Origin of the sequence: Agrobacterium sp. InxBP2, from assembly GCF_026191755.1 — a bacterium.
Classification (GTDB): Bacteria; Pseudomonadota; Alphaproteobacteria; order Rhizobiales; family Rhizobiaceae; genus Agrobacterium; species Agrobacterium pusense.
On sequence record NZ_JAINDY010000023.1, the window covers coordinates 61,719 to 85,078 of the forward strand.

Sequence of the window (23,360 nt, forward strand, 5' to 3'; positions counted from 1 at the left end):
CAGCCTCCTGTCCCGTCACGGCCAGGCCGCATAGGATGGCGGCGGCATGTTCTGCTTCTGCCTTGCCGTTCTTCTGAAACGGCCAGGAGAGGTCCCCTCGTTGCGGGTGAAGAAGCGATTGAAATAACCGGGGTCCTGAAATCCTAATCGAAACGCGATTTCAGCAACTTGCAGCGAAGAGTTCAGAAGAAGGTCGCGCGCATCTGACATGAGTTCCCGGTGGATATAGGCCTGTGGCGAAAGCCCCGTGGCCTTGCGGACCGCAAATCCCAGTCGCTCGCGGGTAACGCCGAGATGGTGTGCATAATCTTCCACGGCCCATTGATCGTGCTTGTGCTGGCTCACCAGAAGGACGAAACGTTCGGTGAGGCCGCCCGGGGTGGAGACGGCGGCAGCAACATCGGCGATGGCGTGCTGGCAGATGCGGACAAGGGTGACGCAGAGCAGGCTGGCGATGATCGTGTCGGAACCGGTCGCTGCGCGGACATTTTCGCTCGCGATTGTCTGGAGATAAGCCTCCAGTTCCTTTTGGCCCTGTTCTTCGGGTGTCTGTACCAGAATACGCTGCAGTATCGCGCGTACGGCGTTTGCGCTCGTGCCCGTCGGCATCGCGTGAGCCAGCCCGATTTCGGTGGTCGTCAACAGCGATCCGCGGCTTCCGGCGCTCAGTCTCACGCGGCCGGCCGGGCCTATGGGCAGCCAGATGAGTCCCGGCGAAGGGACATCCAGCCTCTTATCGCCCTGCGTGATCTCCGCTTCCCCGACAGAAAGCAAAAGCAGGTGGGCGCTGTCTGCTTCCAGCCGGAATTCCGATACGCGCAGCGAGGAGGCGAAGGTACGTGCCGTGATCTCCACGCGATTGGCGGCAAACTGGCTGTGCAGCGGCATTCAACCTCCAAAAGTGCAATAATGCACTACGTTAGTGCATTTTATATGCGACTGTCATTGCTAAACTTCGATCAGCGCGCGGGGGAGTCTTGAGGAGAAGGGCTGCCCGATCGAGCGCTTTGGGAGGAACATCATGAACAATTTGAAGCGCAGAACACTGTTCTGCCTGCTCTCCGGTGCTGCCCTGTCTGCAGTGTCTTTCAGTCATGCCACTGCGCAGGACCGCACTTCCGTAAAGATTGGCTATGCCGTGTCAAAAAGCGGCGCCAATGCCACCGGCGCGGGTATCACGACCATTCCGAACTACAAATTATGGGTAAAGGAAGTCAACGATGCCGGCGGCCTCACTTTGCCAGATGGCAAGCGCTTGCCAGTTGACGTGGTCGAATATGACGACCGTTCCTCGGCCGAGGACGCGGTGCGGTTCACCGAGCGGCTGGCCAGCCAGGACAAGGTGGATTTCATCCTGCCGCCCTGGGGCACGGGGTTTAATCTGGCGGTTGCGCCGCTTTATGACCGTTTCGGTTATCCGCAGCTCGCGGTCACCGGCGTCACCGACAAGGCGCCCGATTTCGCCGCGCGCTGGAAGAAGAGCTTCTGGATGCTGGGCGGCGGGCACGACTACGCCGTTGCACTGGCCGATGTTTTGAAAGCCGCCCGCGAAGCAGGCCAGATCAATGACAAGGTGGCAGTGATATCTGTCGCGGACGGTTTCGGCATCGATCTCATCAAGGCCGCGCGACCCGCGCTGAAGGAAGCAGGTTTTACGCTTGCTTATGACAAGACCTATCCGGTCGGCACCTCGGATTTTGCCGCGCTTGTGAACGAGGCCGCGGCAAGCGGTGCCGACAGCTTCATCGCCTTTTCCTATCCGCCGGACAGTTTCGCGGTAACGAAGCAGGCGCAGACCTCACGATATAATCCGAAGGTGTTCTACGTCGGTGTCGGCGGTGCTTTCCCGATTTTCCCGAAGGTTTCCGATGGCAAGCAGGAAGGTGTCATCAGCATCGGCGGCGTCGATGGAAGCAGCGACAGGATCGAGGATTATTTCAAGCGTCACGAAGCCTTCATCGGCACCAAGCCGGACAGCTGGGCAAGCGCCATCACCTATGCGAGCCTCGAAATGCTGGCCCAGTCAATCCAGCGTGTCGGGCTCGACAGGGCAGCGGTGGCGGGCGAGCTTTCGACGGGAAGCTTCGACACCGTTATCGGCCCGGTCAAACTTGAAGACAACCAGCTTCGTCAGCTGTGGTGGGCGGGGCAATGGCAGGGCGAGCGTTTCGTCGCGATTGCGCCTGCGGAACGTCCAGGTGCGGCCAAGCCCGTTGTCCCGAAGCCGCAATGGTAAGCCCTTTCCGGCCGGGGCCGTGAACCCGGCCGGAAGGCTTCGGCCATGTTCCAGACTGGAGACATTTCCTTGTTCTTATCCACCCTCATCTTCGGCTTGATGCTGGGAGGGACCTATGCGCTGATCGCGCTTGGACTTTCGCTGCAATATGGCATCGCCCGCATCATGAACCTCGCTTATGGCGAAGTGCTGATCGCGGCTGCCTTCATCACCTTCGTTCTGTTTTCCGGTTACGGGCTTTCGCCGCTCTGGTCGCTTTTCATCATCGTACCGCTCGGTTACGGCCTTTCTTTCGCGATCTACCGCGTCATGATGCGGCCGCTGGTGCGCCGTTCGGGCGGCTCTGGCCGTCTGGAAGTCGATTCCATTCTGGCAACCTTCGGACTGCTCTTCGTTATCCAGGGCATCATGCTCGTGGCGTTCGGCGGCAACTACCATTCCTATTCCTATCTCTCCGATGGCGTCGACATCTTCGGCACGACCGTGGCGCTCAACCGGCTGCTGTCCTTCGGCCTGTCGGTTGTGATCGGCAGCGGGCTTTATCTGGCGCTCACCCACAGCCGCTGGGGTCTTAACCTGCGGGCAGTGGCGCTGTCGCCCCGTTCCGCGCCGCTGGTCGGCATCGATGTGAACCGTGTGGCTTCCCTTGGCTTTGCTCTCGGTGGCGCACTCGCCGTGGCGGGCGGGGTGATGATCTCGATGTACCAGACCTTCTCCGCTTCCTATGGCGTGGTCTTCACCATGAAGGCGCTTGTCGTCGTCATCATGGGCGGTGTCGGCAATCTGCTCGGCGCGCTGGTCGCCGGGCTGCTGCTCGGTCTCGTGGAAACCTTTGTGCTGGTTTATGTCGATCCCGGCCTCACACTTGCCGCCACCTACCTGCTCTTTCTCATGGTCCTGCTTTGGCGTCCGGAAGGCATCTTCGCAAGGAGGGGCAAATGATTCCGCTTCTGATCGGCCTCGCCTCAGCCGCGCTGCTGGCGCTTTCCCCCTTCTTCTTCGATGCCTATGGTGTCGGCGTCATCATCGGCCTTCTCGGTTATGCCACGCTTGCTTCCGCCTGGGCCATGTTCTCCGGTCCGACCCGCTATATATCGCTCGCCACCGTCGCCTTTTTCGGTGTCGGGGCCTATACGGTCGCGGTGCTGAGCGAGGTCTTGCCCTGGCCGCTCGTCCTCCTGTGCTCCGCCCTTGTCGGCGCGGCGCTTGCCTTCGTCGTCGGGCTTTCCACGCTGCGCGTTGCCGGCATTTATTTCGTGATCTTTTCTTTCGGCCTTGCCGAACTCATCCGACAGCTCATCACCTGGTATGAAGTGAATGTGACCGGAACGCTCGGGCGCTATATCTTCCTGCCGCTGGAGCCGCAGCATGTCCTCTGGCAATTGCTGGTGCTGGCCGCCGTTACTCTTGTCCTGTCGTCGCTCATCGACCGCAGAAAGCTCGGCCTGGCGCTGAAGGCAATCGGCGATGATGAGGTGGTGGCCGCCCACGCAGGAATTAATCTTGCCCGCACCAAGCTGGCGCTCTTCGTGCTTTCCGCCACGATCATCACGCTGGTCGGCGCCATTCAGGCCCCGCGCTGGGTCTATATCGAGCCGGCCATCGTGTTTAATCCGCAGGTATCGTTCCTCACCGTCATCATGGCCCTGCTCGGCGGAGCCACGCGCCGCTGGGGACCCATTCTCGGTGCAGTGCCGCTTTTCCTGCTGTTCGAATGGCTGGGCGCGAACTTCCCCAACCATTTTTCCATCATCCTCGGCGCTCTCTTCATCCTCATCGTCTTCGTGCTGCCGGATGGCGTGCTGGCGGCGCTGGAGAAGTTGCGCAAAAAGGAGAAAGCCGCATGAGCGCCGTTCTCGAAATCACCAATATCCGCAAGACCTTCGGCGGGCTGAAGGCGGTGGATGGCCTTGGTCTCACCATCGAGGCCGGCGAGGTCGTCGGGCTGCTCGGGCCGAACGGCTCCGGCAAGACGACGCTAATGAATCTGATCTCCGGAGCGCTGAAGCCGACCGAAGGGTCGATCCGGCTGAAAGGGCAGGAGATTGCCGGCCGGCGGCCGGATGCGATTGCGCGCGCCGGCGTGGCGCGCACCTTCCAGCTCGTGCGGCTTTTGCCGTCGCTTTCCCTGCTCGAAAACGTTGCCGTATCGGCCATGTTCGGCCCGCAGCGGTTGTCCCGCCCAGCGGCGGAGAAGGTCGCGCGCGCCTGCCTCGAAAGAATAGGCCTTGCCGGGCGGGAAACCATGCCGGCCGGCGACCTCACCTACATCGATCAGAAACGCCTTGAACTGGCGCGTGCGCTGGCTGGCGAGCCGAAGCTTCTGTTGTTGGATGAATGGCTCGCCGGCCTCAACCCCACCGAACTTCAGGAAGGAATAGCGCTGATCCGGCGGCTGGCATCGCAGGGAACGACGATCCTGCTGGTGGAACATATCATGGCCGCCGTGCGCGCGCTTTGCCCGCGCTCCGTGGTCATGGCCGCCGGCTGCAAGATCGCCGACGGGCCGACGGCAGCGGTGCTTGACGATCCGCAGGTCATTTCCGCCTATCTGGGAGCGGCACATGCTTGAAATAGTGCACTGACAATCCGCTATGGCAAACATCTCGCGGTTGACGGCATATCGCTCAATGTTGCCAAGGGCGAAACCGTGGTGCTGCTCGGCGCCAATGGTGCGGGCAAGTCGTCACTGCTGAAAGCGGTCGGCGGCATGGTTGTGCCGGCGTCCGGCGAAGTGCGCGTCGACGGTGCGTCGCTTGCCGCTGTCCCTCCTCATGGGATCGTGGACCGCGGCGTGGCGCTGGTGCCAGAAGGACGCGGAATTTTCCCGGCGCTGACGGTGGAGGATAATCTTCGCCTCGGCGCTAATCCCCGCCATGCCCGTTCAGCAGAGAAAGTGACACGGGAGCATATTTTCTCGCTGTTTCCGCGTCTCGCCGAACGCCGGCAGCAGCTTGCTGGCACCATGTCCGGCGGCGAACAGCAGATGGTCGCCATCGGGCGGGCGCTGATGTCGGCACCGGATTATCTCTTGCTGGACGAGCCGAGCCTGGGTCTTGCGCCCATCGTCACGCAGGAACTTTTTGCCGCCCTGGCCGAGATCAAGAAAAGCGGCCTTTCCCTTCTGCTCGTGGAGCAGAATGTGCGCGAAAGCCTGGCGCTGGCCGACCGGGGTTATTTGCTGGAAGCGGGGCGTATCGTCGGGGCAGGTTCAGCTGAGGCCCTCTCCGCCGATGCCGCCGTGCAACGGGCGTTTCTCGGCGGCACCACCGCCGCCATTGTCTGAATTCAGGAGGAAGACCATGCAGACTGTCAATCTTTTCATCGGTGGCGACCATTGCCCGGCCGCGAGCGGAAAGCGCTTCGAGCGTCACAATCCGATCACCGGCGACGTTGCGACCAGCGCGGCGGCGGCAACGGTGGAGGACGCTACCCGTGCGGCCGATGCTGCCGCTGCCGCCTTTCCCGTCTGGTCGGCCACATCGCCCGGCGAGCGCCGCCGCCTGCTGCTGGCGGCGGCTCAGGCGCTACTCGCCGCCGGGCCTGACATTACCCAGGCGATGAAGGAAGAAATCGGCGCGACCGATGCCTGGGCTGGTTTCAATGTAAAGCTCGCAAGCGATATGCTGGTGGAGGCCGCAAGCCTGACCACCCAGATCAAGGGCGAGATCATTCCCTCCAACCGTCCCGGCACCATGGCGATGGCGCTGCGCCAGCCGGCAGGCGTTGTGCTGTCCATCGCCCCTTGGAATGCTCCCGTCATTCTCGGCGTACGTTCCATCGCCACGCCGCTCGCCTGCGGCAATACGGTGGTGATGAAAACCTCGGAACTTTGCCCGCGTACCCATGCGCTGATCATCGAGGCGGTCTCATCGGCAGGTCTGCCGAAGGGCGTGCTCAACGCCGTCTCCAATGCGCCGGAAGATGCGGCAAAGATCGTCGATACGCTGATCGCGCACCCCGCCGTCAGACGGGTGAATTTCACCGGCTCGACCCGCGTTGGCCGTGTGATTGCCGAAACGGCCGGCCGTTACCTGAAACCCGCTCTGCTGGAGCTGGGCGGCAAGGCGCCGTTCATCGTGCTTGACGATGCCGATATCGATGCGGCGGTCGCGGCTGCCGCTTTCGGCGCCTACATGAACCAGGGCCAGATCTGCATGTCGACAGAGCGCATCATCGTGCTTGACAGCGTTGCCGATACATTCGTTCAGGCCTTCGCCAAAAAAGCGTCCAACCTCACGGCCGGGGACCCACGCGAGGGAAAAACACCGCTCGGCTCACTGGTCAGCGCCGAAGCGACGTCACGCATAAGGGCGCTGGTGGACGACGCCGTGTCCAAAGGCGCAAAGCTGGTCGCGGGTGGTGGCGGCACCGGCACCATGCTCGATGCCATCGCCATCGATGGCGTCACTCCCGCCATGCGGCTTTATTCCGAGGAGAGTTTCGGTCCGGTCGTTTCCATCATCAGGGCCGGCAGCGTCGATGAGGCGGTAAGCATCGCCAATGAAACAGAGTTTGGTCTTTCCGCCGCGATTTTCGGCAGGGACCAGGCGCGGGCGCTTGCCATTGCCGCGCGGATCGAAAGCGGCATATGCCACATCAACGGGCCGACTGTTCACGATGAGGCGCAGATGCCCTTCGGCGGGGTCAAGGCCTCCGGTTACGGCCGCTTCGGCGGCACGGCGGGCATTGCGGAATTCACCGAATTACGCTGGGTCACGCTGCAGGACGGGCCGCTGCATTATCCGATCTGAACCGGACGCCGGGGGCGGCTGCGGCGGCCTCACCGCCGCTCGTCAATCAGCCAGCCGGTGAGTTTTCTCACCGCGCTGTCGCTGCTTTTCGGCCGCATCAACCAGTAGCCGCGCCCCGGTGCATCGAGGCTAGGGCCTGCCGTGACCAGTACGCCAGCCTCGAGCAGTGGATCGACGAGCCCGGCCCAGCCGAGCGCAAAGCCCTGTTCTCCGATGGTCGCCTGAACCACCATGGTGTAATTGTTGAAGCTGATGTCGCCGCCGTCGTTTTCGGGGCCTCTCTGAACGCCGAAATGCTTGAAATAGGAAGGCCAGTCGAACCAGTGCGCTGATGAGGTATTTTCGAGGTGGATGAGTTTCCGCCGCGAAAAATCAGCAACGCCTGCGGGCGCTGGCGTTGCTGCCAGAAACGCAGGTGAACAGACCGGCGTGACTTTTTCCGAAAGCAGCAGTACGGCCCCGTCACCCGCCTCCTGCCGGGTGCCGAAAATGATCATCACGTCGCTGTCATGCTTGCCCTGACCCAACGGGTCCTGCGTGGCAACGATCTGGATGTTGATGTCAGGGTTGAGCGCTCGAAATCCGTGCATCCGCGGAATGAGCCACAATGACGAAAAGGCATAGTCCGTATGCAGGCGGATGGTCTGGCGTTCCTCCGTCCGCCGAAGCTGCTGCGCGAGGAGATCAATGGCATCGACATTACGGGAGACGATCTCGAACAGCCTTTGTCCCTCTGCCGTCAGATCGATGCCGCGATGTTTGCGGCGGATGAGCGCCACCCCAAGCTCCTCTTCGAGCCTGCGCATCTGATAGCTGACGGCAGGCTGGGTGAGCCGCAGGGAGCCCGCCGCCGCCGTCAAGCTGCCCTGGCGGGCAACCTCGGTAAAGATGCGCATCCATCCGAGATCGAGCGGCCGGTCTGACATTAAATTTCCTTATATCACTTATCGAAAAATACCCGCTTCACAGGCAAAAACAATGTGGTGTTCAATAAACTGGACTAATACAAGGGGAGCCGCAATGAAAACCGTTTCTCATCTGCACCGCATCGCCGCCGGCCTGTTCCTGTCCGTGGCTGCCTTCTCCACCCCGCTTCAGGCGGCCGATGACGCGTCCTGCAAGCTGGTACGTCTAAGCGATCCCGGCTGGACGGATATTACCGCAACCAACGGCGTCGCCTCGGTACTGCTCGATGCATTGGGTTATGAAGCCGACGTCAAGACGCTTTCCGTGCCCATCGGCTATCAGGCGATGAAGAACGGCGAAATTGACGTTTTCCTCGGGAACTGGATGCCGGCGCAGAAATCCTTCGTAGATGACCTCAATTCGGCGAAAGCTGCCGAGGTCTTGACGAAGAATCTCGAGGGCGCCAAGTTCACGCTGGCGGTGCCGTCCTATATGGCGGAGAAGGGCGTGAAGGATTTTGCCGATCTCGCCAAACATGCCGATGAATTCGAGAGCAAGATTTACGGCATCGAGCCCGGCGCACCCGCCAACCAGAATATCCAGAAGATCATAGACGCCAATGATTTCGGCCTTAAAGGCTGGCAGCTCGTCGAATCCGGTGAGCAGGCCATGCTGGCGCAGGTGGAACGGGCGGGCCGGGATAAGAAGGCCGTGGTCTTCCTTGCCTGGGCGCCGCATCCGATGAACGAGAAGATCGATATCGCCTATCTCTCCGGCGGTGACGCCTATTTCGGCCCGAATTTCGGCGGCGCAGAGGTTTATACGCTTGCCCGCACCGGCTGGCCGGAAAAATGCCCCAACGCGGCGGCGCTCTTCAAAAACCTGAAGTTCGATATCGGCATGGAAAATGCCCTCATGGGTTCGATTCTCGGCGGAGAGGATTCCAAAGCCGCGGCAGCGGCCTGGGTGAAGGCCAACCCGAAAGCGCTGGATGGCTGGCTGCAGGGCGTTACCACGCTGGATGGAAAACCGGGTGCGGATGCCGTTAAGGGCAAGCTTGGTCTCTGAGCCGGAAAGTGGAAATGCCGCGTTCCAATATCCTCATTCTGATGGTCGACCAGTTCAACGGGACGTTGTTTCCCGATGGACCGGCCGATTTTCTCCATGCACCGCATCTGAAAGCCTTGGCGGAGCGGTCTGTACGCTTCGCCAATACCTATACGGCCAGCCCGCTTTGTGCGCCGGCCCGCGCCTCCCTAATGTCCGGGCAATTGCCAAGCCGGACGCGGGTTTACGACAATGCCGCCGAGTTCGCCTCCGACATTCCGACCTATGCGCACCATCTGCGGGCAGCCGGTTATTACACCGGTCTCTCAGGCAAGATGCATTTCGTCGGGCCTGACCAGCTGCACGGCTTCGAAGAGCGTCTGACGACCGACATCTATCCCGCGGATTTTGGCTGGACGCCCGATTATACCAAGCCGGGCGAGCGGATCGACTGGTGGTATCACAATCTGGGTTCGGTGACGGGTGCAGGGGTTGCCGAAATCACCAACCAGATGGAGTATGACGACGAGGTAGCCTACCACGCCACCCGCAAGCTCTATGACCTGTCTCGTCGGCTCGATGACCGGCCGTGGTGTCTGACGGTCAGCTTCACCCATCCGCACGATCCCTATGTGGCGCGGCGGAAATTCTGGGATCTCTATGAGGATTGCCCGGCGCTCGATCCGCAGTCGGAGGCCATTGCTTTCGATCAGCAGGACCCGCATTCGAAACGGTTGCTGGAAGCCTGTGACCACAATGCCTTCGATATTTCGCCGGAGCAGATACGCCGGGCACGCCGCGGTTACTTCGCCAACGTCTCCTATATCGACGAGAAGATCGGCGAAATCCTTGGCGTCCTGAAGGCGACGCGGATGGAGGAGGACACCATCGTCCTCTTCCTTTCAGACCATGGCGATATGTTGGGTGAGCGCGGCCTGTGGTTCAAGATGTGCTTCTTCGAGGGCTCGGCCCGCGTACCGCTGATGATCGCCGCGCCGGGCTGGCAGCCGGCATTGATCGATACGCCGGCCTCGACACTGGATGTGACGCCGACGCTGTGCGGTCTGGCAGGGCTTGATATCACCTCGCTTAAACGCTGGACGGATGGCGAGGATCTGGCGCCGTTGGCTGCTGGCACCGGCGGGCGCGGCCCGGTGCCGATGGAATATGCGGCCGAAGGCTCGATCTCGCCGCTCGTCGCCATCAGGGACGGTCGGTACAAATTGTCCGTCTGTGAGGCCGATCCGCCGCTGCTTTACGATCTGGACGCCGATCCCGAAGAGCGCACCAATCTCGCTGGCGATCCCGCTTTCAGCGACGTGCTCTCGTTGCTTTCCGCCGAAATTGGCCGGCGGTGGCAGTTGCCGGTGTTCGACGCCGCCGTTCGCGAAAGTCAGGCGCGGCGCTGGGTGGTCTACAAGGCGCTGCGCAACGGCGCCTATTACCCGTGGGACTACCAACCCTTGCAGAAGGCTTCGGAACGCTACATGCGTAACCACATGGACCTCAACGTGCTGGAAGAAAACCAGCGTTTTCCGCGCGGCGAGTGAGGCGGGCAAGGTGCCTCAAGCGGTGGTCGACACCCTTGGAGCGCCGCCCGCCGCCTGCACGGCAAGACTGCCCGCGGCAACCCCGGCTGTGAGGCATTGCTGTTCGTCCCTGCCTTGAAGCCAGGCATCAAGAAAACCGGCATTAAAGGCGTCGCCGGCGCCGGTCGTATCGATCACGGGTACTTCCTGGGCTGCCAGATGCTGCAAGCCCCTTCGACAAGATACCCAAGCGCCCTGCGCGCCGCCTTTCAGCGCCACGACGGGAAAGGCCTCTGACAGGGCGTGGGTGGCTCTTTCCGGGTCAGAATGCCCCGTGATTGCTCCCGCCTCTTCAAGATTGGGCAAAAACACGTCGACACCGGCACAGGCCTTCAGCAGCCCCTTGTCGTAGATCAGCGAAGCATCCCAGCTTGGATCGAGCGATACTGACAATCCGCTTGCCTTGGCGCGTGAAACCAGATCAGGCATCTCATGCAGCGTGGCGAACTCGGCGATGTGCAGATGCCGGGCGTTATCCCACGCGAAGGCGGCATCGAGCGTCGAGGGACGGGCGGCGCCGGCACGGCGCGTCAAAAATGCCCGGTCCTGGCCAACCACCGTCGCCACCGTCACCTGCGGTCCGGCATCTGCTGCATGTTCCAGAAACCGCAGGTCGACGCCGCTTTGCGCCATTTTCTCACCGATGTCGCGCGAAAATGTATCGGTGCCGAGCCTTGCGAGCAGAGCAACCGGGCGTCCGACGTGGGCAAAATGGGCGGCGGCAATGAAGGCTCCGCCGCCGGGGGCGATTTCCATGTCTCGGGCAAACAGTTCCCGGCCGAGCACTGGCAGTTCATTAAGACCGGTGAAAATGAGGTCACAATAGATCCGGCCGACGCTGATGACGGCAGTTTTTTCCGTTGTCATCATGCGCGGCCCAGAAGCTTTTCCGTCTTGGCGTCGAAAAGATAAAGCGAACCTCGCGCCGCCTGGCATTGCAGCCTGCCGCCGACGGCCGGAATGGTTTTGCTTCTCGCCGTGGCGATTACCGAACTGGTGTCGGTGTCCAGATGGACAAGCGTCTCCGGCCCGAGCGGCTCGACTGCCGTTACCGTTCCTTCCAGGGTAAACGTCCCCTGAGCGGACCCAGACTCCCCAACAAGCAGATCATGCGGCCGGACGCCGATCAGAAGCTCACCCGTGGCGGACGGCGCGACGCTGTCGCCGGCTCTGGTTCCGCGCAGCAGGTTCATCGAGGGGCTGCCGATGAAGCGTGCGGTAAAGATATCGACGGGTGTTTCATAAAGTTCCGTTGGCGTGCCGACCTGCAGGATGTGGCCGTCCTTCATGACGACGATCCTGTCGGCCATGGTCATGGCTTCCACCTGATCGTGGGTGACATAAACGGTTGTCGTCTTAAGACGCTGATGCAAGCGCTTGATTTCAATACGCATCTGTGCGCGCAGCTGGGCGTCTAGGTTAGACAGTGGCTCATCGAACAGGAAGGCGGCGGGATCGCGCACCATGGCGCGGCCGATGGCGACACGCTGCCGCTGGCCGCCTGACAGGGCCGCCGGCCGCCGGTCGAGCAGGGCCTCCAGACCGAGCACCCGGCCGGCCTCCTCGATGCGGCGGTTCTTTTCCTCGCGGTCAAGCTTCGAGGTGTAGAGGCCAAAGCCGATGTTCTGGCGAACCGTCATATGCGGATAGATCGCATAGTTCTGGAAGACCATCGCGATGTTTCGCTGTTTCGGTTCCTTCTCATTGACGATGTCGCCGCCGATCTTCAGCGCTCCGTCGGAGATTTCTTCCAGCCCGGCGATCATTCTGAGGGTGGTGGATTTGCCGCAGCCGGACGGGCCGACAAAAACGACGAATTCGCCGTCTTCAATGGCAAGATCGATGCCCTTGACCGCCTCGACCTTGCCGTAGCGCTTCACGAGTTTATTGAGTTCGATTGTCGCCATCATCGGGCTCCCGTCAGGGCGGTGAATTTCTCTGTGAGTTCCGCGGCCTTTGCCGCTTCGTGATCGGCGGATCGCCGTGCTTCGGCCTCGAATGCAGCAAGCGTGTTGCGATAGGTGGCAATCGCCTCCCGCATCGGCTCGGGCGCAGGGCCGCCGAAACGGCTGCGTACGGCAACGAAGTGCTCGGGCGAGACGATCTGCATGAATTTTTCCTCATCGATCCCGGTTTGCCGCCCTGTCAGCTGATGGAACGCCTTGAGGAACGGCTGGTAACCGTCGTTCGGCAGATCGCCTTTCAGCGCGACGACGCTCTTGGCAACAGTCGCGGCAATCTCATGGGCCTGGCGGAAAGACAGGTCTTCGATGCGGACAAGCGAATCCGCCAGTTCCGTGATGGTGATACACGACCGGCGGATGTTCTGGTCGACCCTTTCGGGATCGATGCTGATCTGGCCAACGAGGCTGGCAAGAAGATCGAGAACCCGGCCCGCAGAGGCGAAGGCCTCATAACCCATGCCCTGCGTTTCGCCCTCACTGTCATTCATGTCGGTGAAGGGCGTATTATGCATCACATCCAGCACCGTGCGCGCCCGCCCGAATGTCTGGCTGGCGAGGTGGCGCAGATGTTCAATCGGCACCGGGTTTCGCTTCTGCGGCATGATCGAGGAAATCTGCACCAGCGCATTCGGCACGTAGATCTGGCCAACCTCGAAACTCGTCCAGAACTGGAAATCCTGGATGAGCCGTCCGAGATGCAGGAACATCAGCTCGATCGCGCCATAGGTCGCGGTCGTGTAATCCACGGCGGCGATGCAGGAATAGGAATTGCGTAAGGGTGCAGCAAAACCCAGCAATTCGGCGACCCGCGCCCGATCGATGGGAAAGCCCGAGGTGGTGATGGCGGCAGCGCCCATCGGCGAAAGATCGACGATGCGGCGCGCCTCTGCAAAACGTTCGATATCCCGGATCAGCACCTCGATCGCGGCGGAAAGGTAGTGGCCGAAGGTGGTGGGCTGGGCCGGCTGCCCATGGGTGTAAGCCACGATCAGCGTGGCTTGATTGCGTTCGGCGGCATCGATCAGCGCTTTCAGCAGGACACGCGCCTTGACGGTGAGCGTGTCGATCTTTTCCTTGAGGCCGATCTTGAACAGCGTGTGATCGATATCGTTGCGCGAACGGGCCGTGTGCAGGCGGCCGGCGACATCGACGCCGATGCGGGCTTTCAGCTCTTTTTCGATCAGGAAGAAGAAATCCTCGACTTCGCCGGTATAAACAAGCTCCGCGGGTTCGATGGTTTTGTCGATATCTTCGAGTGCGCCGGCGATCTTGGCCGCCGTCTCGGCATCGAGAATGCCGGTCTCGCGCAGCATGACAAGGTGGGCGCGGTCTATGCGGCGGAACCCATCTACGTGGTGGTTCTTGGCGCCGTCGAAAAGCGGGCGCAGCACGGTTTCCTTGTAGACAGGGTCGGGAAACTTGCTGGTATCCGACTGGCGCGGGTTGATATCGGCCATGATGTTATCCTTTCAGGCCCGCCAGCATCACACCGCGAACGATGTAGCGTTGCAGGACGATGAAGACGATGAGGGTGGGGATGGTCGCAATGGCTGCGCCCGTCATGATCATTTCCCACTGGATCTGCTGTTCCACGGCAAAGCTCGAAAGGCCGACCGGCAGGGTGTAGAGCTCCTTGCTTGTCGTGACGATCAACGGCCAGAAGAATGCTGTCCAGTTCCCTAAGAAGGTGAAGATCGCGAGCGCGGAGAGCGCGGGCGTCACCAGCGGCAGGGCGACTTTCCACCAGATCTGGAATTCGTTCAGCCCGTCGACGCGCGCGGCCTCGATGAAGTCGTTCGGAACCGTCTCGAAGAACTGCTTCATCAGGAAGGTGCCGAAGGCCGTCATCATGCCCGGGAACATGATGCCCCAGTAGCTGTCGAGCCAGCCCAGCTGGCTGGACATCAGATACCAGGGAATGACGAGCATTTCGGTCGGGATCATCAGCGTCGACAGGATGGCGAGGAAGATGAAATAGCGGCCGCGAAACTCGAACTTCGCTAGCGTGTACCCGACCAGACTGTCAAAGAAGCAGTTGGAGACGGTAACGATGACCGCAACCAGCATTGAGTTGAAGAACCAGCGCAGGAAACGGCCGTCGGCCATGACCGTGATATAGTTGGCAAGCGTCGGTGCTGCGGGAATGAGCCTGAGATCATAGACTTGGTCCGCCGTCTTGAACGAGGTCGAGAACATGAATAGTAGCGGCGAAACCATGATCAGGCCGCCTATGAACAGCAACGTCCAGGCGAGAATGCGACCGGGGCGGATACGGGCGTGGGAAAGTGGCTTTGCTTCGCTCATTTCTTTTCCCTCAGGACCCAGAGCTGGATCAGCGATACGACGAGAAGAATGGTAAACAGGACGACCGTCTGCGCTGCGGCATAACCCATGGCATAGGAATTGAACGCCGTCTGATAGATCATCAGCACAAGCGGTTTCGTTGAGCCGAGCGGTCCGCCCGGATCATTGGTCGTCATGTTGTAGACCTGGTCGAAGATGCGCAGGAAACCGATGGACGAGAAGACCACGAGGAAGACCGTGGTGGGTTTCAGAAGCGGAAGCGTGATCTTGCGCAGGATCGCCCATTCGCCCAGCCCGTCGATGCGGGCGGCTTCGTAAAATGTCGTTGGAATGGCGCGCAGCCCGGCCATGAAGATGATGATCTGGAAGCCAAGGCCTGCCCAGATGGCTGTCACCATGATCGAATAGAGCGCCTGGTCCGTAGAGCGGATGAAGGGTTGCTGCGGAATGCCGAGAATTGCGAAGACGTCGTTGATGATGCCGATGGGCGGCGGTTGATAGAACCAGCGCCAGACCCAGGCCATCGCGGCCGCCGTCGTCAGATAGGGCAGGAAATAAAGCGCGCGGATGAAACCGTGCAGGATGCGTACGCGGTCGAGATAAAAGGCGATGACGAAGGCGAGCACGAGGCTGATCGGCGTGCCGACGATGAGATACGCGAAGGTGTTCTTGAACACCTTCCAGAATTGCGGGTCCTTGAAGAGCTTGACGTAATTGGCAACGCCAATGAACTTTGCCGGCCTCAGCAGGTCCCAGTTGGTGAAGGACAGATAGAAGGCCTGAAGCGTCGGGTAAAAACGGATGATGCTGTAAAACAGGATAGGGATCGCCAGAAAGCTCCATATCCATAAGAGCCGTTTGGTGCGCATGGAAAGACGGTCCCCAAAGGAGCCGCCGGGGCGGCCGGATACCGCCCCCTGTTGATCTGTCGCTGTCATGGTTGGACCTGCGGTTTTCAGGGTTTCGCCGCGTCGATGATTTCCTGCTCGGCCTCGGCGGCCTGCTTGATGGAATCTTCAACCGACTGGCCCTCGAGCAGGACCCGGTTGGTCATGTCAATGGCGTTCTGGCGCTGGGCGGCCTCATCCATGAACAGTGTCGTGTGGGCATATTCCAGACCCTTCAGGAACGGCGCGTAGATCGGGTCCTTCAGGTTTTCTTCGGTCAGCGCTGCGGAGCGTCTCGCCGGCAGTTCGCCCACTGTCTTCAGCCAGATCGCCATGGCTTCCGGTGAAGAGATATAGGCGAGGAACTTCTTGGACGCCTCAAGCTCTTCACCCGTTGTCTTGGCGCTGATGCCGTTGGCGAAATAGCTCGCATAGTTGGAGCGGATATTCTTGTCATTGGTCGGAAGTTCGGTCACGCCCCACTCGAAATCCTTGATGGTGCGGAACGAGCCCAGCCGGAAAGTGCCGTCGATGGTCATGCCCGCCTTGCCCGCACGGAAGGCGGCCTGGCCTTCATCCATGAAACCCGCCTGACCGATCTTTTTTTCGAGCTGCAGACTGGTGTAGAATTTCAGAGCCTGGATGCCGGGCTCGCTATTATATGCGACCTTCTGGTCGTTGTCGGTATAGGGCTCGCCACCATATTGGCGGATGAGCACCTCACGCCACCACTGGTGATCCTGTCCGCCCATATCGAGCGTGGAACCGGCGACGGTGAGATTGCCGGCGGCATCGTGCTTGGCGATCTTTTGCGCGGCGGCGACGAATTCATCGAGCGTCTTCGGCGGATTTGCGGGATCGAGACCCGCCTCGGTAAAGAGCTTCTTGTTGTAGAACAGTGCAAGCGAACGAACCGCGGTCGGCAGGCCGTAATAGTCCTCGCCGCGTTTCATGGCGCTGACGATCGGGAAAAATTCGCTTTCGATCTTGTCATGCGGGAAAGCGTCTGTTGGCAATGGCTGCAAAATCCCGCCCGCTGCGAACTTGTCGAGCCAGCCGTAAAACAGCTGCATCACGTCCGGGCCCTTGCCGGACATATTGGCGGCAATCACGCGCGTCTGGTAATCGGCATAAGGGAAGGTTACCTGCTTGACGGTGATGTCGGGATTGGCCTTCTGGAATTGTGCGATCAGCTCGTCCATGGCCTTCACGCGGGTGTCGAAGACATATTGCCAATATTCGATTTCGACCGCCTGCGCGGCGTTGAATGCAAATGTGCTGAAACCGGCAACCAAGCCGGCGAACAGAGTTGCCCTGCGCATGTAAGCCTCCTTTTCCTCCGCCCGGTCTTCCGGATGCGAAGCCATCGTTCCCTTTTCCGCGCTTTCGCGCGCGCTCATCGATCTGCCGGTGGCGGAGTTTCCTCTTCCGCCCGGGCAAGCCTGACCCCCGGTCGCTCTTACGGTTCTCTGAAGGCAGGCATTTGTCAATAAGATAATTTACTTGAATTATTATATTGCGCTTATCGTCGGTTCGACGCTATTAATTTTCTAACAGACGGGAAGTTGAAGAGATGACGGTGCACACGGTGGACGCTTATCCCGTAGCAATCGGAAAAAACCCTGAGCGGAGCCGCGAACATAACAGGCGAGTCGTCCTCGATATTGTCCGGCGGCACGGCTCCCTCGGCCGCGCCCAGATCGCCAAGATCACGCATCTGACGCCGCAGGCGGTCGCCAATATCGTCGATGAACTCATCGGCGAGGAGTTGCTGAAGGAGCTCGGCCGTCGTCGCTCCGGTCGCGGCCAACCGCCGATCCAGTTTTCGGTCAACCCGGATGGCGGGGCGACGATCGGCGTGGAAATCGCCGCCGACCATATGGTCACCGTCGGTCTTGATCTCGCCGGCGTTCTTCGCACGCAGCGCATCACGCCGCTCTCGGACACGACACCGGAAGCCATATTCAAGACCTTTGCCGCCGAGCATGACGCCGTTGCCAAAAATCTAGGCTGCAGGCTGCTCGGCACCGGGGTCGTCATGCCCGGTCCCTTCGAGATCGATGGCATGACTTCGGTGGGACCGACGACGCTTTCCGGCTGGGGCGGCATTGATGCCCGGCAGATGCTGGGCGAAGCCTGCGGCCAGCCGGTCGTGGTTGAAAACGATGCCACGGCCGCAGCAGTCGGGGAACGGCTGTTTGGTGCCGGTCTGGCGATCCCGAATTTCTGCATGATCTATTTCGGCGTCGGTATCGGACTCGGCATCATCCAAGATGGCGCGCCCTATCGCGGTGCATTCGGGAATGCCGGCGAAATCGGCCATGTGACTGTTTCGCCGAGGGGAAGGCCTTGTCCTTCCTGCGGGCAGAGAGGGTGCCTGGAGGCTTATGCCTCAGTCTATGTACTGAAGGGAAAGCTTGTATGCGCCGGTGTTGCGGATACGGAACTTGATGATCTGGAGGCCCTGTTCAAGGCAGGCCATCCCGTGGTGAGGGAATGGATCGACGAAGCTGCGGCGCATCTGGCGCCCATGGTGGCGATGCTCGAGAATATTCTCGATCCGCAGACAGTCATTCTCGGCGGCGCTCTGCCTGAGGTCATCATCAGTGAAATCATTGCACGGATGGGGCCTTTGCCGACCTCGGTCGCAAGTCGCAGGCAGCGGGAACTTCCGCGTGTCATCCATGGCAAGTCCGGGCAGTTGACTGCTGCCCTCGGCGCTGCCGCCTTGCCGCTTTTCGATATCGTCACGCCAAAACTTGAGACATCCATGGGAGCCGCAGCGCAGGCACCCGGCTGAATATTGGAGGAGACCGCCCATGCTTACCCCCCGGGAGCGCATCGAACGGCAAATGGCCGATCCGTGGCTCATACGCCTGCATCGCAGGCTGAGCGCGCTGAAGTCCACGGTGACCGTCATGCATACCGGCGCGCATCCGGACGACGAGCAGAACGGGTTGCTTGCCTATTTCCGCATGGAGCTTGGCATGCGTACCATCATCGCCTGCTCGACACGTGGCGAGGGCGGTCAGAATGCGCTGGGGCCGGAAAGGCTTGGCGCGCTCGGCGTCATCCGCTCGCGGGAGCTGGAGGAGGCGGCCCGCGTCATCGATGCGGATATCAGCTGGCTCGGCCATGGGCCGGCGGATCTCATTCATGACTTCGGGTTCTCCAAGGATGGCGACCAGACCTTTGGCCGCTGGGGGCAGCAGCGCATCATTGAGCGGCTGGTGCGCGCCTATCGCAAGGAGCGGCCGGATATCGTCATCCCGACCTTTCTCGATGTGCCGGGACAACATGGGCACCACCGCGCCATGACGCGTGCGGCAAAGAGCGCCATCGCGCTGGCGGCGGACCCTGCGGCCTATCCTGAACATCTTACAGAGGGGCTGAAGCCGTGGCAGGTGGCGAAATATTACCTTCCCGCGTGGTCGGGCGGTGGTGACACCTATGATGACGAAGTGCCGCCGCCGGAGACGACCGTAACGGTAAACGCTCGCGGCAGGGAGCAGGCGACTGGCGCGCAATATGACCGGATCGGCGAATGGTCGCGTTATTATCACGCTTCTCAGGGAATGGGACATTGGCCTAAGCTGGCGCAGGAGGTCTGGCCGCTGCATCTTGAACTCGCCAGTGATGCAGGGGGCCAAGAACACTCGATCCTCGACGGGCTGCCGTCTTCGTTGTCAGACCTTGCGGTGTTCCCGGGCCTGGATACCGAATTGGCAAAGGCGCTGGTCAAGGCGGAACAGGCGATAAGCGAAGCGATATCAGCCTTTCCCGACAGGCAGCGGATCACGGCGTCACTTCTTGCTGCGGCAGCGCTTTTGCAGACGGTGGACGAATCCGCCACTGCGGATTTCAGGGAAGTGCACGGACATCGGATCGGGCGCAAGCGGGCGCAGGTCGATGCCGCCATCCTGACGGCGCTTGATGTTTTCGAGCGGGCCTACGCCGAGCCGGCGGAGATCGTTCCGGGCGGAACGTCGGTTCTTTCCGTGGAGCTTTCAGATAAGGCGGCTCACATTGACGTTGAGGTCACCCCGGTCCTGCCATCAGGTGTATCGTCATCCATCCAGTCGCTTGGCGAGAGGCGGGTCTTTACGCTTGTCGCGGATCAGGATGCACCTGTTTCCGGGCTGTATCAGCCTGACTGGAAAGCCATGGGCGGCAATGGCCATGCCTCAGTGCGGCTTTCCGCAACAGTTGAAGGCAGAACGGTTTCGGCCGCCTTCGACCTTGAGGAACCGTTTTTCGTGACGCCGGCGCAGTCGCTGACCATTGCGCCGGACGCTCTTCTGGTTCCGCTCGGACAGGGGCAGGAGGCGCATGTCTTTCAGGCGAATATAAAGGGCGCCGATGCGTCGCTGTCGTTCAGGAACACGGGCGGCTGGAACCTGCGCAAGAACGGCGGCGACTGGATTGCCGAACGTAACGGCGACGCCCGGGTGGGCCTTGCCCAGATCGAGGCGCTTGTCGGTGCGCAACCCGCTTTTCATATAACGCCGATCGCTTATCCGCACATCGGTCGGGCAAGATTTCTGGCGCCGTCCGTTCTGAAAATCCTCTCGCTGGACCTGAAGCTGCCCGAGAAGGCGCGGATCGGCTATGTCGGTGGTGGTGCTGACAGGGTGGGTCTTTGGCTGTCGCGAATGGGACTCGATGTCACCGACCTCGACGCTCAGGCGCTTGGCGGGGACCTGTCTTCCTTTACGACGATCGTTATCGGCATCTTCGCCTTCGGCATCCGCAGGGATCTCGCTGCCGAGACGGAGAAACTTCACCGCTTCGTCGAAAACGGCGGTCATCTGGTCACGCTCTATCACCGGCCGGCTGACGGATGGAGTCCGGAAACGACACCCGTCCGGCGTCTTGAGATCGGCAAGCCTTCCCTGCGCTGGCGTGTGACCGATCCTCAGGCGGAGGTAACGGTGCTCTTGCCCGACCATCCGCTGCTTGCCGGGCCGAACAGGATTGATGCCGCCGACTGGGGGGGCTGGGACAAAGAGCGTGGGCTTTATTTCGCCTCGCGCTGGGATGATGTCTACGAGCCATTGCTCGCCATGCATGATGTCGATGAGCAGCCGCTGAAGGGTGCGCTGGTTTCGGGCGTCATCGGCAAGGGTAGGCATACCCATACCAGCCTCGTGCTGCATCACCAGATGGACAAGCTTGTGCCTGGCGCTTTCCGCCTCATGGCCAATCTTGTGCAACCGGCGTGAATGGCGACGATCAAAGCGAAGAACAGCAAGGCCCTCGCGAAACGGACACCCGCGCGGGCATAGGCTGGCTGTTGCTGGACATGACCCTTGTTGCGGGCGGTATGACCGCGCTCGTCAAGGCGCAAGGCGTCACCTATCCCGCCTTCCAGCTCGTCTTCATCAGGGCGATGATTGGCCTGATGTTCATCCTGCCACTCATCTGGCGGCACCGGGGAGAAGTGGCGCGCATCCAATATCCCTGGCGTAACATTTTCCGCATCTGCTGCAATGCCATCGCCCTCACCAGCAATTTCATCGCCATCACCCTGTTGCCGCTTGCGACCGTCAATGCCCTTGGTTTTTCCCGGCCATTGGTGACGATGGCGATGGCTGTCGCCTTTCTTGGCGAAAGCGTGAGCCGCTTTCGCTGGGCGGGAGCCTGTCTTGCATTTGTCGGCGTTCTGGTCGTCATTGGGCCGGGCGGCGCGGAATTTGGCGTGGGCGTGATCGTTGTGCTGATATCGGTGGTGTTCGGTGCGCTTGCGGTTATCCAGACACGAGCGCTGCGGCGGGAGAACACCACTGTCATGATGGTGTTCTATACGGTGGGCCTCGCCGTCATCACCGCCATTCCGGCAATCTGGACATGGAAGCCGGTTGCGTCATTTGACTGGGTTCCGTTGCTCGGCATCGGATTGCTGGCGCAGATGGGACAATATTGCTTCCTGCGGGCCTATCGTATCGCGGATGCAAGCGTCCTTGCGCCGGTCAGCTATCTGTCGATCCTGTTTGTGACTGCGGTCGGATATTTTCTGTTCGACGAAGTGCCTGAAGCCCGCGTTGTGTTCGGCATCGTCATCATTCTCGTGTCGCTGCAATCGACTGCGCTTGCGGAATATCTCTTGAAAAGGCTGCGCCGCAAAAGATGACGGGCAGGTTCTATCGCGATTGTGCAAGGACCCGAAGCCTAATCCAGCTGAGCGCCGCAAGTTTCAAACGGTCGTAAAACGAACGGGCAAAACGCACATAGCGCATGATCCAGGCGAGCCAGCCATAGGTGAGAAGCTTTTCCCGGCCGGCATGGTAGATGCGCTCGACAATCAGGAAGGTCGAAAGATGGGCAAGGATCGTCAGAACCACCCCCGACTTGAAAGCGCCATGGGCGATGAGGACGAGGCCGACGATCTTCATCGGCTCGGCAATCGCAAAGGGGACGGCAAGACAGAGAAGAATGGCAAGGCGCGGCAATCGCGCGATCCGGTTTTCCAGCCTCTGGATGAATGTCAGGTTCGATATGGCCGCAATGACCGGCCGGTAGAGCGGACGGAAAATGCCGTCGAGAACGAGGGCGAAAACGATGATGGCCCTGATCGGTAAGACGAGGATCGTCCGGATTTTGCTGTTCACCTTGATAGGTCTCCAAAAAGGGCGCAACGCCCATTCTTAATCGCCTGAAACATGTCAAAACGAAGTCGCATTTTGTGTCAGCCCTGGCGGACGCTCGCATACATGCCGGTGGTGCGGAATTCGCTGGGGTTGGTGCCATAAAGTCTGCGGAAGACTTTGGAAAAATAGTTGGGATCCTCGAAACCACAAAGCACGGACACCTCCTTGATCGGAATGTTCGCAGCCGAGGTGAGAAGTTTGGCTGCCCGGCGCAGGCGACGTTGCAGCACAAATTCCGCAGGCGGCATACCTTCGCTTGCCGTGAAGATGCGGGAGAAATGCGCACGGCTCAAGCCCGCCACATCAGCAAGGTCACTGACCGAGAGCCGTTCGCCGAGATGGCTGTCTATGTAGCTCAGCACCTGCTGCATGGTGCGATATTCGCCACTAAAGGAAGGGTGCGAGCCGAAGACATCATCGTAAAGTGTCATCGCCGCCTCGTAAGCGACGGCTGAGGCGGCCCCCGGCGTTTCCGCGCCATTGACGAGGCGCGAACAGCATTCGGCAAGATGATCCACGGTCTCGGGCTGGAGCTTGAGTATCGGACCGGTGACGGAGAGGATATTGCGGTGAATGCGCAGGGCTTCCTCGCCATTCATGGAAATCCAGAAGAATTCCCACTCCTTGCCTTCTTCCAGCCAGTAGCGATGATTATGGGGAATGAGCAGCAGCAAGGTTTCGCCCGGTCTCACCACGTAATGGCGGTTCTCGTAACGCAGGTTGCCCTGTCCGCCGATACAATATTGTAGCACGGTGAACGGCGTCTGGCCGCGCTTGCGCCCATCCCAGTCGTAATTGCCACCACGGCGGATTTCATAACCGCTGCTGGTCGGCATGGTGTGCAGCGTCTGACGGCCGCGCGGCAGTGAGACGGTGCGCATGCCGGGTCCCTGATCGATCAAATCGCGCAGCACAAAATTACCCATGAAAGCATAATCCTTCTCTGGTCCTCGCCGATATTATACGCATAATCCCGATCCGAGGAGACAGCCAGCAGGATATTGTTGCTGAAAAATTGGAGAGGAA

The 23,360-nt window shown here is 60.6% G+C and carries 21 protein-coding genes; 11 read left to right on the forward strand and 10 right to left on the reverse strand.

Annotated elements, in window-relative coordinates:
* Positions 1 to 15: 15 nt before the first annotated feature.
* Positions 16 to 888 (reverse strand): helix-turn-helix transcriptional regulator, encoded by an 873-nt coding sequence (locus tag K7A42_RS07055; RefSeq protein WP_112552771.1) that lies wholly within the window; start codon positions 886 to 888, stop codon positions 16 to 18.
* 133 nt (positions 889 to 1,021) lie between these two features.
* On the opposite strand from K7A42_RS07055, the gene K7A42_RS07060 reads away from it, so the two are divergent.
* From K7A42_RS07060 to K7A42_RS07085, 6 genes are all read left to right on the forward strand, one after another.
* Positions 1,022 to 2,236: an amino acid ABC transporter substrate-binding protein gene (locus K7A42_RS07060; RefSeq protein ID WP_112635987.1), complete on the forward strand. Its 1,215-nt coding sequence runs from the start codon at positions 1,022 to 1,024 to the stop codon at positions 2,234 to 2,236.
* A gap of 69 nt (positions 2,237 to 2,305) precedes the next feature.
* Positions 2,306 to 3,178: a branched-chain amino acid ABC transporter permease gene (locus K7A42_RS07065; RefSeq protein WP_108081412.1), complete on the forward strand. Its 873-nt coding sequence runs from the start codon at positions 2,306 to 2,308 to the stop codon at positions 3,176 to 3,178.
* Complete coding sequence (locus K7A42_RS07070; protein WP_112635934.1) at positions 3,175 to 4,083, forward strand: branched-chain amino acid ABC transporter permease; 909 nt, start codon at positions 3,175 to 3,177, stop codon at positions 4,081 to 4,083. The genes K7A42_RS07065 and K7A42_RS07070 overlap by 4 nt, the downstream gene beginning before the upstream one ends.
* Positions 4,080 to 4,808, forward strand: a complete 729-nt coding sequence (locus K7A42_RS07075) for an ABC transporter ATP-binding protein (protein WP_108081301.1) — start codon at positions 4,080 to 4,082, stop codon at positions 4,806 to 4,808. The genes K7A42_RS07070 and K7A42_RS07075 overlap by 4 nt, the downstream gene beginning before the upstream one ends.
* A 9-nt stretch (positions 4,809 to 4,817) precedes the next feature.
* A complete protein-coding gene (locus tag K7A42_RS07080; RefSeq protein WP_282455045.1) occupies positions 4,818 to 5,522 on the forward strand; it encodes an ABC transporter ATP-binding protein in 705 nt (234 codons plus the stop codon).
* A 16-nt stretch (positions 5,523 to 5,538) separates the two neighbouring features.
* On the forward strand, positions 5,539 to 6,990 hold the full coding sequence (locus K7A42_RS07085) for an aldehyde dehydrogenase (RefSeq protein ID WP_174150456.1): 1,452 nt from the start codon (positions 5,539 to 5,541) through the stop codon (positions 6,988 to 6,990).
* Positions 6,991 to 7,019: 29 nt separating this feature from the next.
* Here the strand turns inward: K7A42_RS07085 and K7A42_RS07090 are convergent, their stop codons facing one another.
* Entirely contained in the window at positions 7,020 to 7,916 is an 897-nt protein-coding gene (locus K7A42_RS07090; protein WP_004444701.1) for a choline sulfate utilization transcriptional regulator, read from the reverse strand.
* A 94-nt stretch (positions 7,917 to 8,010) separates the two neighbouring features.
* Here K7A42_RS07090 and choX point away from each other — a divergent pair, with 94 nt between their 5' ends.
* Entirely contained in the window at positions 8,011 to 8,964 is a 954-nt protein-coding gene (choX, locus tag K7A42_RS07095) for a choline ABC transporter substrate-binding protein (RefSeq protein ID WP_004444697.1), read from the forward strand.
* Between the two features lie 14 nt (positions 8,965 to 8,978).
* Positions 8,979 to 10,493: a choline-sulfatase gene (gene betC / locus K7A42_RS07100; protein ID WP_174150455.1), complete on the forward strand. Its 1,515-nt coding sequence runs from the start codon at positions 8,979 to 8,981 to the stop codon at positions 10,491 to 10,493.
* A 15-nt stretch (positions 10,494 to 10,508) separates the two neighbouring features.
* Here betC and K7A42_RS07105 read toward each other — a convergent pair whose 3' ends face one another.
* Genes K7A42_RS07105 through K7A42_RS07130 form a run of 6 tightly spaced genes read right to left on the reverse strand, consistent with a single transcriptional unit; the run spans position 10,509 to position 17,009 of the window.
* Entirely contained in the window at positions 10,509 to 11,402 is an 894-nt protein-coding gene (locus K7A42_RS07105; RefSeq protein WP_112766400.1) for a carbohydrate kinase family protein, read from the reverse strand.
* Complete coding sequence (locus K7A42_RS07110; RefSeq protein WP_006697291.1) at positions 11,399 to 12,439, reverse strand: ABC transporter ATP-binding protein; 1,041 nt, start codon at positions 12,437 to 12,439, stop codon at positions 11,399 to 11,401. The genes K7A42_RS07105 and K7A42_RS07110 overlap by 4 nt, the downstream gene beginning before the upstream one ends.
* Positions 12,439 to 13,953: an argininosuccinate lyase gene (gene argH, locus K7A42_RS07115; protein ID WP_174150454.1), complete on the reverse strand. Its 1,515-nt coding sequence runs from the start codon at positions 13,951 to 13,953 to the stop codon at positions 12,439 to 12,441. The genes K7A42_RS07110 and argH overlap by 1 nt, the downstream gene beginning before the upstream one ends.
* A 4-nt stretch (positions 13,954 to 13,957) precedes the next feature.
* The gene (locus K7A42_RS07120) at positions 13,958 to 14,800 is read right to left on the reverse strand and encodes a carbohydrate ABC transporter permease (protein WP_006697289.1); all 843 of its coding nucleotides are present in this window, start codon (positions 14,798 to 14,800) and stop codon (positions 13,958 to 13,960) included.
* A complete protein-coding gene (locus K7A42_RS07125; RefSeq protein ID WP_111813810.1) occupies positions 14,797 to 15,738 on the reverse strand; it encodes a carbohydrate ABC transporter permease in 942 nt (313 codons plus the stop codon). The genes K7A42_RS07120 and K7A42_RS07125 overlap by 4 nt, the downstream gene beginning before the upstream one ends.
* Positions 15,739 to 15,755: 17 nt before the next feature.
* Positions 15,756 to 17,009 (reverse strand): extracellular solute-binding protein, encoded by a 1,254-nt coding sequence (locus K7A42_RS07130; protein ID WP_037092597.1) that lies wholly within the window; start codon positions 17,007 to 17,009, stop codon positions 15,756 to 15,758.
* A gap of 251 nt (positions 17,010 to 17,260) precedes the next feature.
* On the opposite strand from K7A42_RS07130, the gene K7A42_RS07135 reads away from it, so the two are divergent.
* Genes K7A42_RS07135 through K7A42_RS07145 form a run of 3 tightly spaced genes read left to right on the forward strand, consistent with a single transcriptional unit; the run spans position 17,261 to position 21,817 of the window.
* Positions 17,261 to 18,487 carry an ROK family transcriptional regulator gene (locus K7A42_RS07135; protein ID WP_174150453.1) on the forward strand — a complete coding sequence of 409 codons (1,227 nt, stop codon included), beginning with the start codon at positions 17,261 to 17,263 and terminating at the stop codon, positions 18,485 to 18,487.
* A 19-nt stretch (positions 18,488 to 18,506) separates the two neighbouring features.
* Positions 18,507 to 20,909: a PIG-L family deacetylase gene (locus K7A42_RS07140; RefSeq protein WP_174150452.1), complete on the forward strand. Its 2,403-nt coding sequence runs from the start codon at positions 18,507 to 18,509 to the stop codon at positions 20,907 to 20,909.
* Positions 20,906 to 21,817: a DMT family transporter gene (locus tag K7A42_RS07145; protein ID WP_112552783.1), complete on the forward strand. Its 912-nt coding sequence runs from the start codon at positions 20,906 to 20,908 to the stop codon at positions 21,815 to 21,817. Before K7A42_RS07140 ends, K7A42_RS07145 begins: the two co-directional genes overlap by 4 nt.
* A 10-nt stretch (positions 21,818 to 21,827) precedes the next feature.
* Here the strand turns inward: K7A42_RS07145 and K7A42_RS07150 are convergent, their stop codons facing one another.
* The gene (locus K7A42_RS07150) at positions 21,828 to 22,295 is read right to left on the reverse strand and encodes a hypothetical protein (RefSeq protein ID WP_108081312.1); all 468 of its coding nucleotides are present in this window, start codon (positions 22,293 to 22,295) and stop codon (positions 21,828 to 21,830) included.
* Positions 22,296 to 22,372: 77 nt separating this feature from the next.
* Entirely contained in the window at positions 22,373 to 23,260 is an 888-nt protein-coding gene (locus K7A42_RS07155; RefSeq protein WP_108081313.1) for an AraC family transcriptional regulator, read from the reverse strand.
* Positions 23,261 to 23,360: the final 100 nt, after the last annotated feature.

Bases quoted from the DNA above. Each gene is read 5' to 3' on its own strand.
- K7A42_RS07055 (WP_112552771.1), bottom strand. From the start codon at position 888: ATGCCGCTGCACAGCCAGTTTGCCGCCAATCGCGTGGAGATCACGGCA.
- K7A42_RS07060 (WP_112635987.1), top strand. From the start codon at position 1,022: ATGAACAATTTGAAGCGCAGAACACTGTTCTGCCTGCTCTCCGGTGCT.
- K7A42_RS07070 (WP_112635934.1), top strand. From the start codon at position 3,175: ATGATTCCGCTTCTGATCGGCCTCGCCTCAGCCGCGCTGCTGGCGCTT.
- K7A42_RS07075 (WP_108081301.1), top strand. From the start codon at position 4,080: ATGAGCGCCGTTCTCGAAATCACCAATATCCGCAAGACCTTCGGCGGG.
- K7A42_RS07085 (WP_174150456.1), top strand. From the start codon at position 5,539: ATGCAGACTGTCAATCTTTTCATCGGTGGCGACCATTGCCCGGCCGCG.
- K7A42_RS07090 (WP_004444701.1), bottom strand. From the start codon at position 7,916: ATGTCAGACCGGCCGCTCGATCTCGGATGGATGCGCATCTTTACCGAG.
- choX (WP_004444697.1), top strand. From the start codon at position 8,011: ATGAAAACCGTTTCTCATCTGCACCGCATCGCCGCCGGCCTGTTCCTG.
- betC (WP_174150455.1), top strand. From the start codon at position 8,979: ATGCCGCGTTCCAATATCCTCATTCTGATGGTCGACCAGTTCAACGGG.
- K7A42_RS07105 (WP_112766400.1), bottom strand. From the start codon at position 11,402: ATGATGACAACGGAAAAAACTGCCGTCATCAGCGTCGGCCGGATCTAT.
- K7A42_RS07110 (WP_006697291.1), bottom strand. From the start codon at position 12,439: ATGGCGACAATCGAACTCAATAAACTCGTGAAGCGCTACGGCAAGGTC.
- argH (WP_174150454.1), bottom strand. From the start codon at position 13,953: ATGGCCGATATCAACCCGCGCCAGTCGGATACCAGCAAGTTTCCCGAC.
- K7A42_RS07120 (WP_006697289.1), bottom strand. From the start codon at position 14,800: ATGAGCGAAGCAAAGCCACTTTCCCACGCCCGTATCCGCCCCGGTCGC.
- K7A42_RS07125 (WP_111813810.1), bottom strand. From the start codon at position 15,738: ATGACAGCGACAGATCAACAGGGGGCGGTATCCGGCCGCCCCGGCGGC.
- K7A42_RS07130 (WP_037092597.1), bottom strand. From the start codon at position 17,009: ATGCGCAGGGCAACTCTGTTCGCCGGCTTGGTTGCCGGTTTCAGCACA.
- K7A42_RS07135 (WP_174150453.1), top strand. From the start codon at position 17,261: ATGACGGTGCACACGGTGGACGCTTATCCCGTAGCAATCGGAAAAAAC.
- K7A42_RS07140 (WP_174150452.1), top strand. From the start codon at position 18,507: ATGCTTACCCCCCGGGAGCGCATCGAACGGCAAATGGCCGATCCGTGG.
- K7A42_RS07155 (WP_108081313.1), bottom strand. From the start codon at position 23,260: ATGGGTAATTTTGTGCTGCGCGATTTGATCGATCAGGGACCCGGCATG.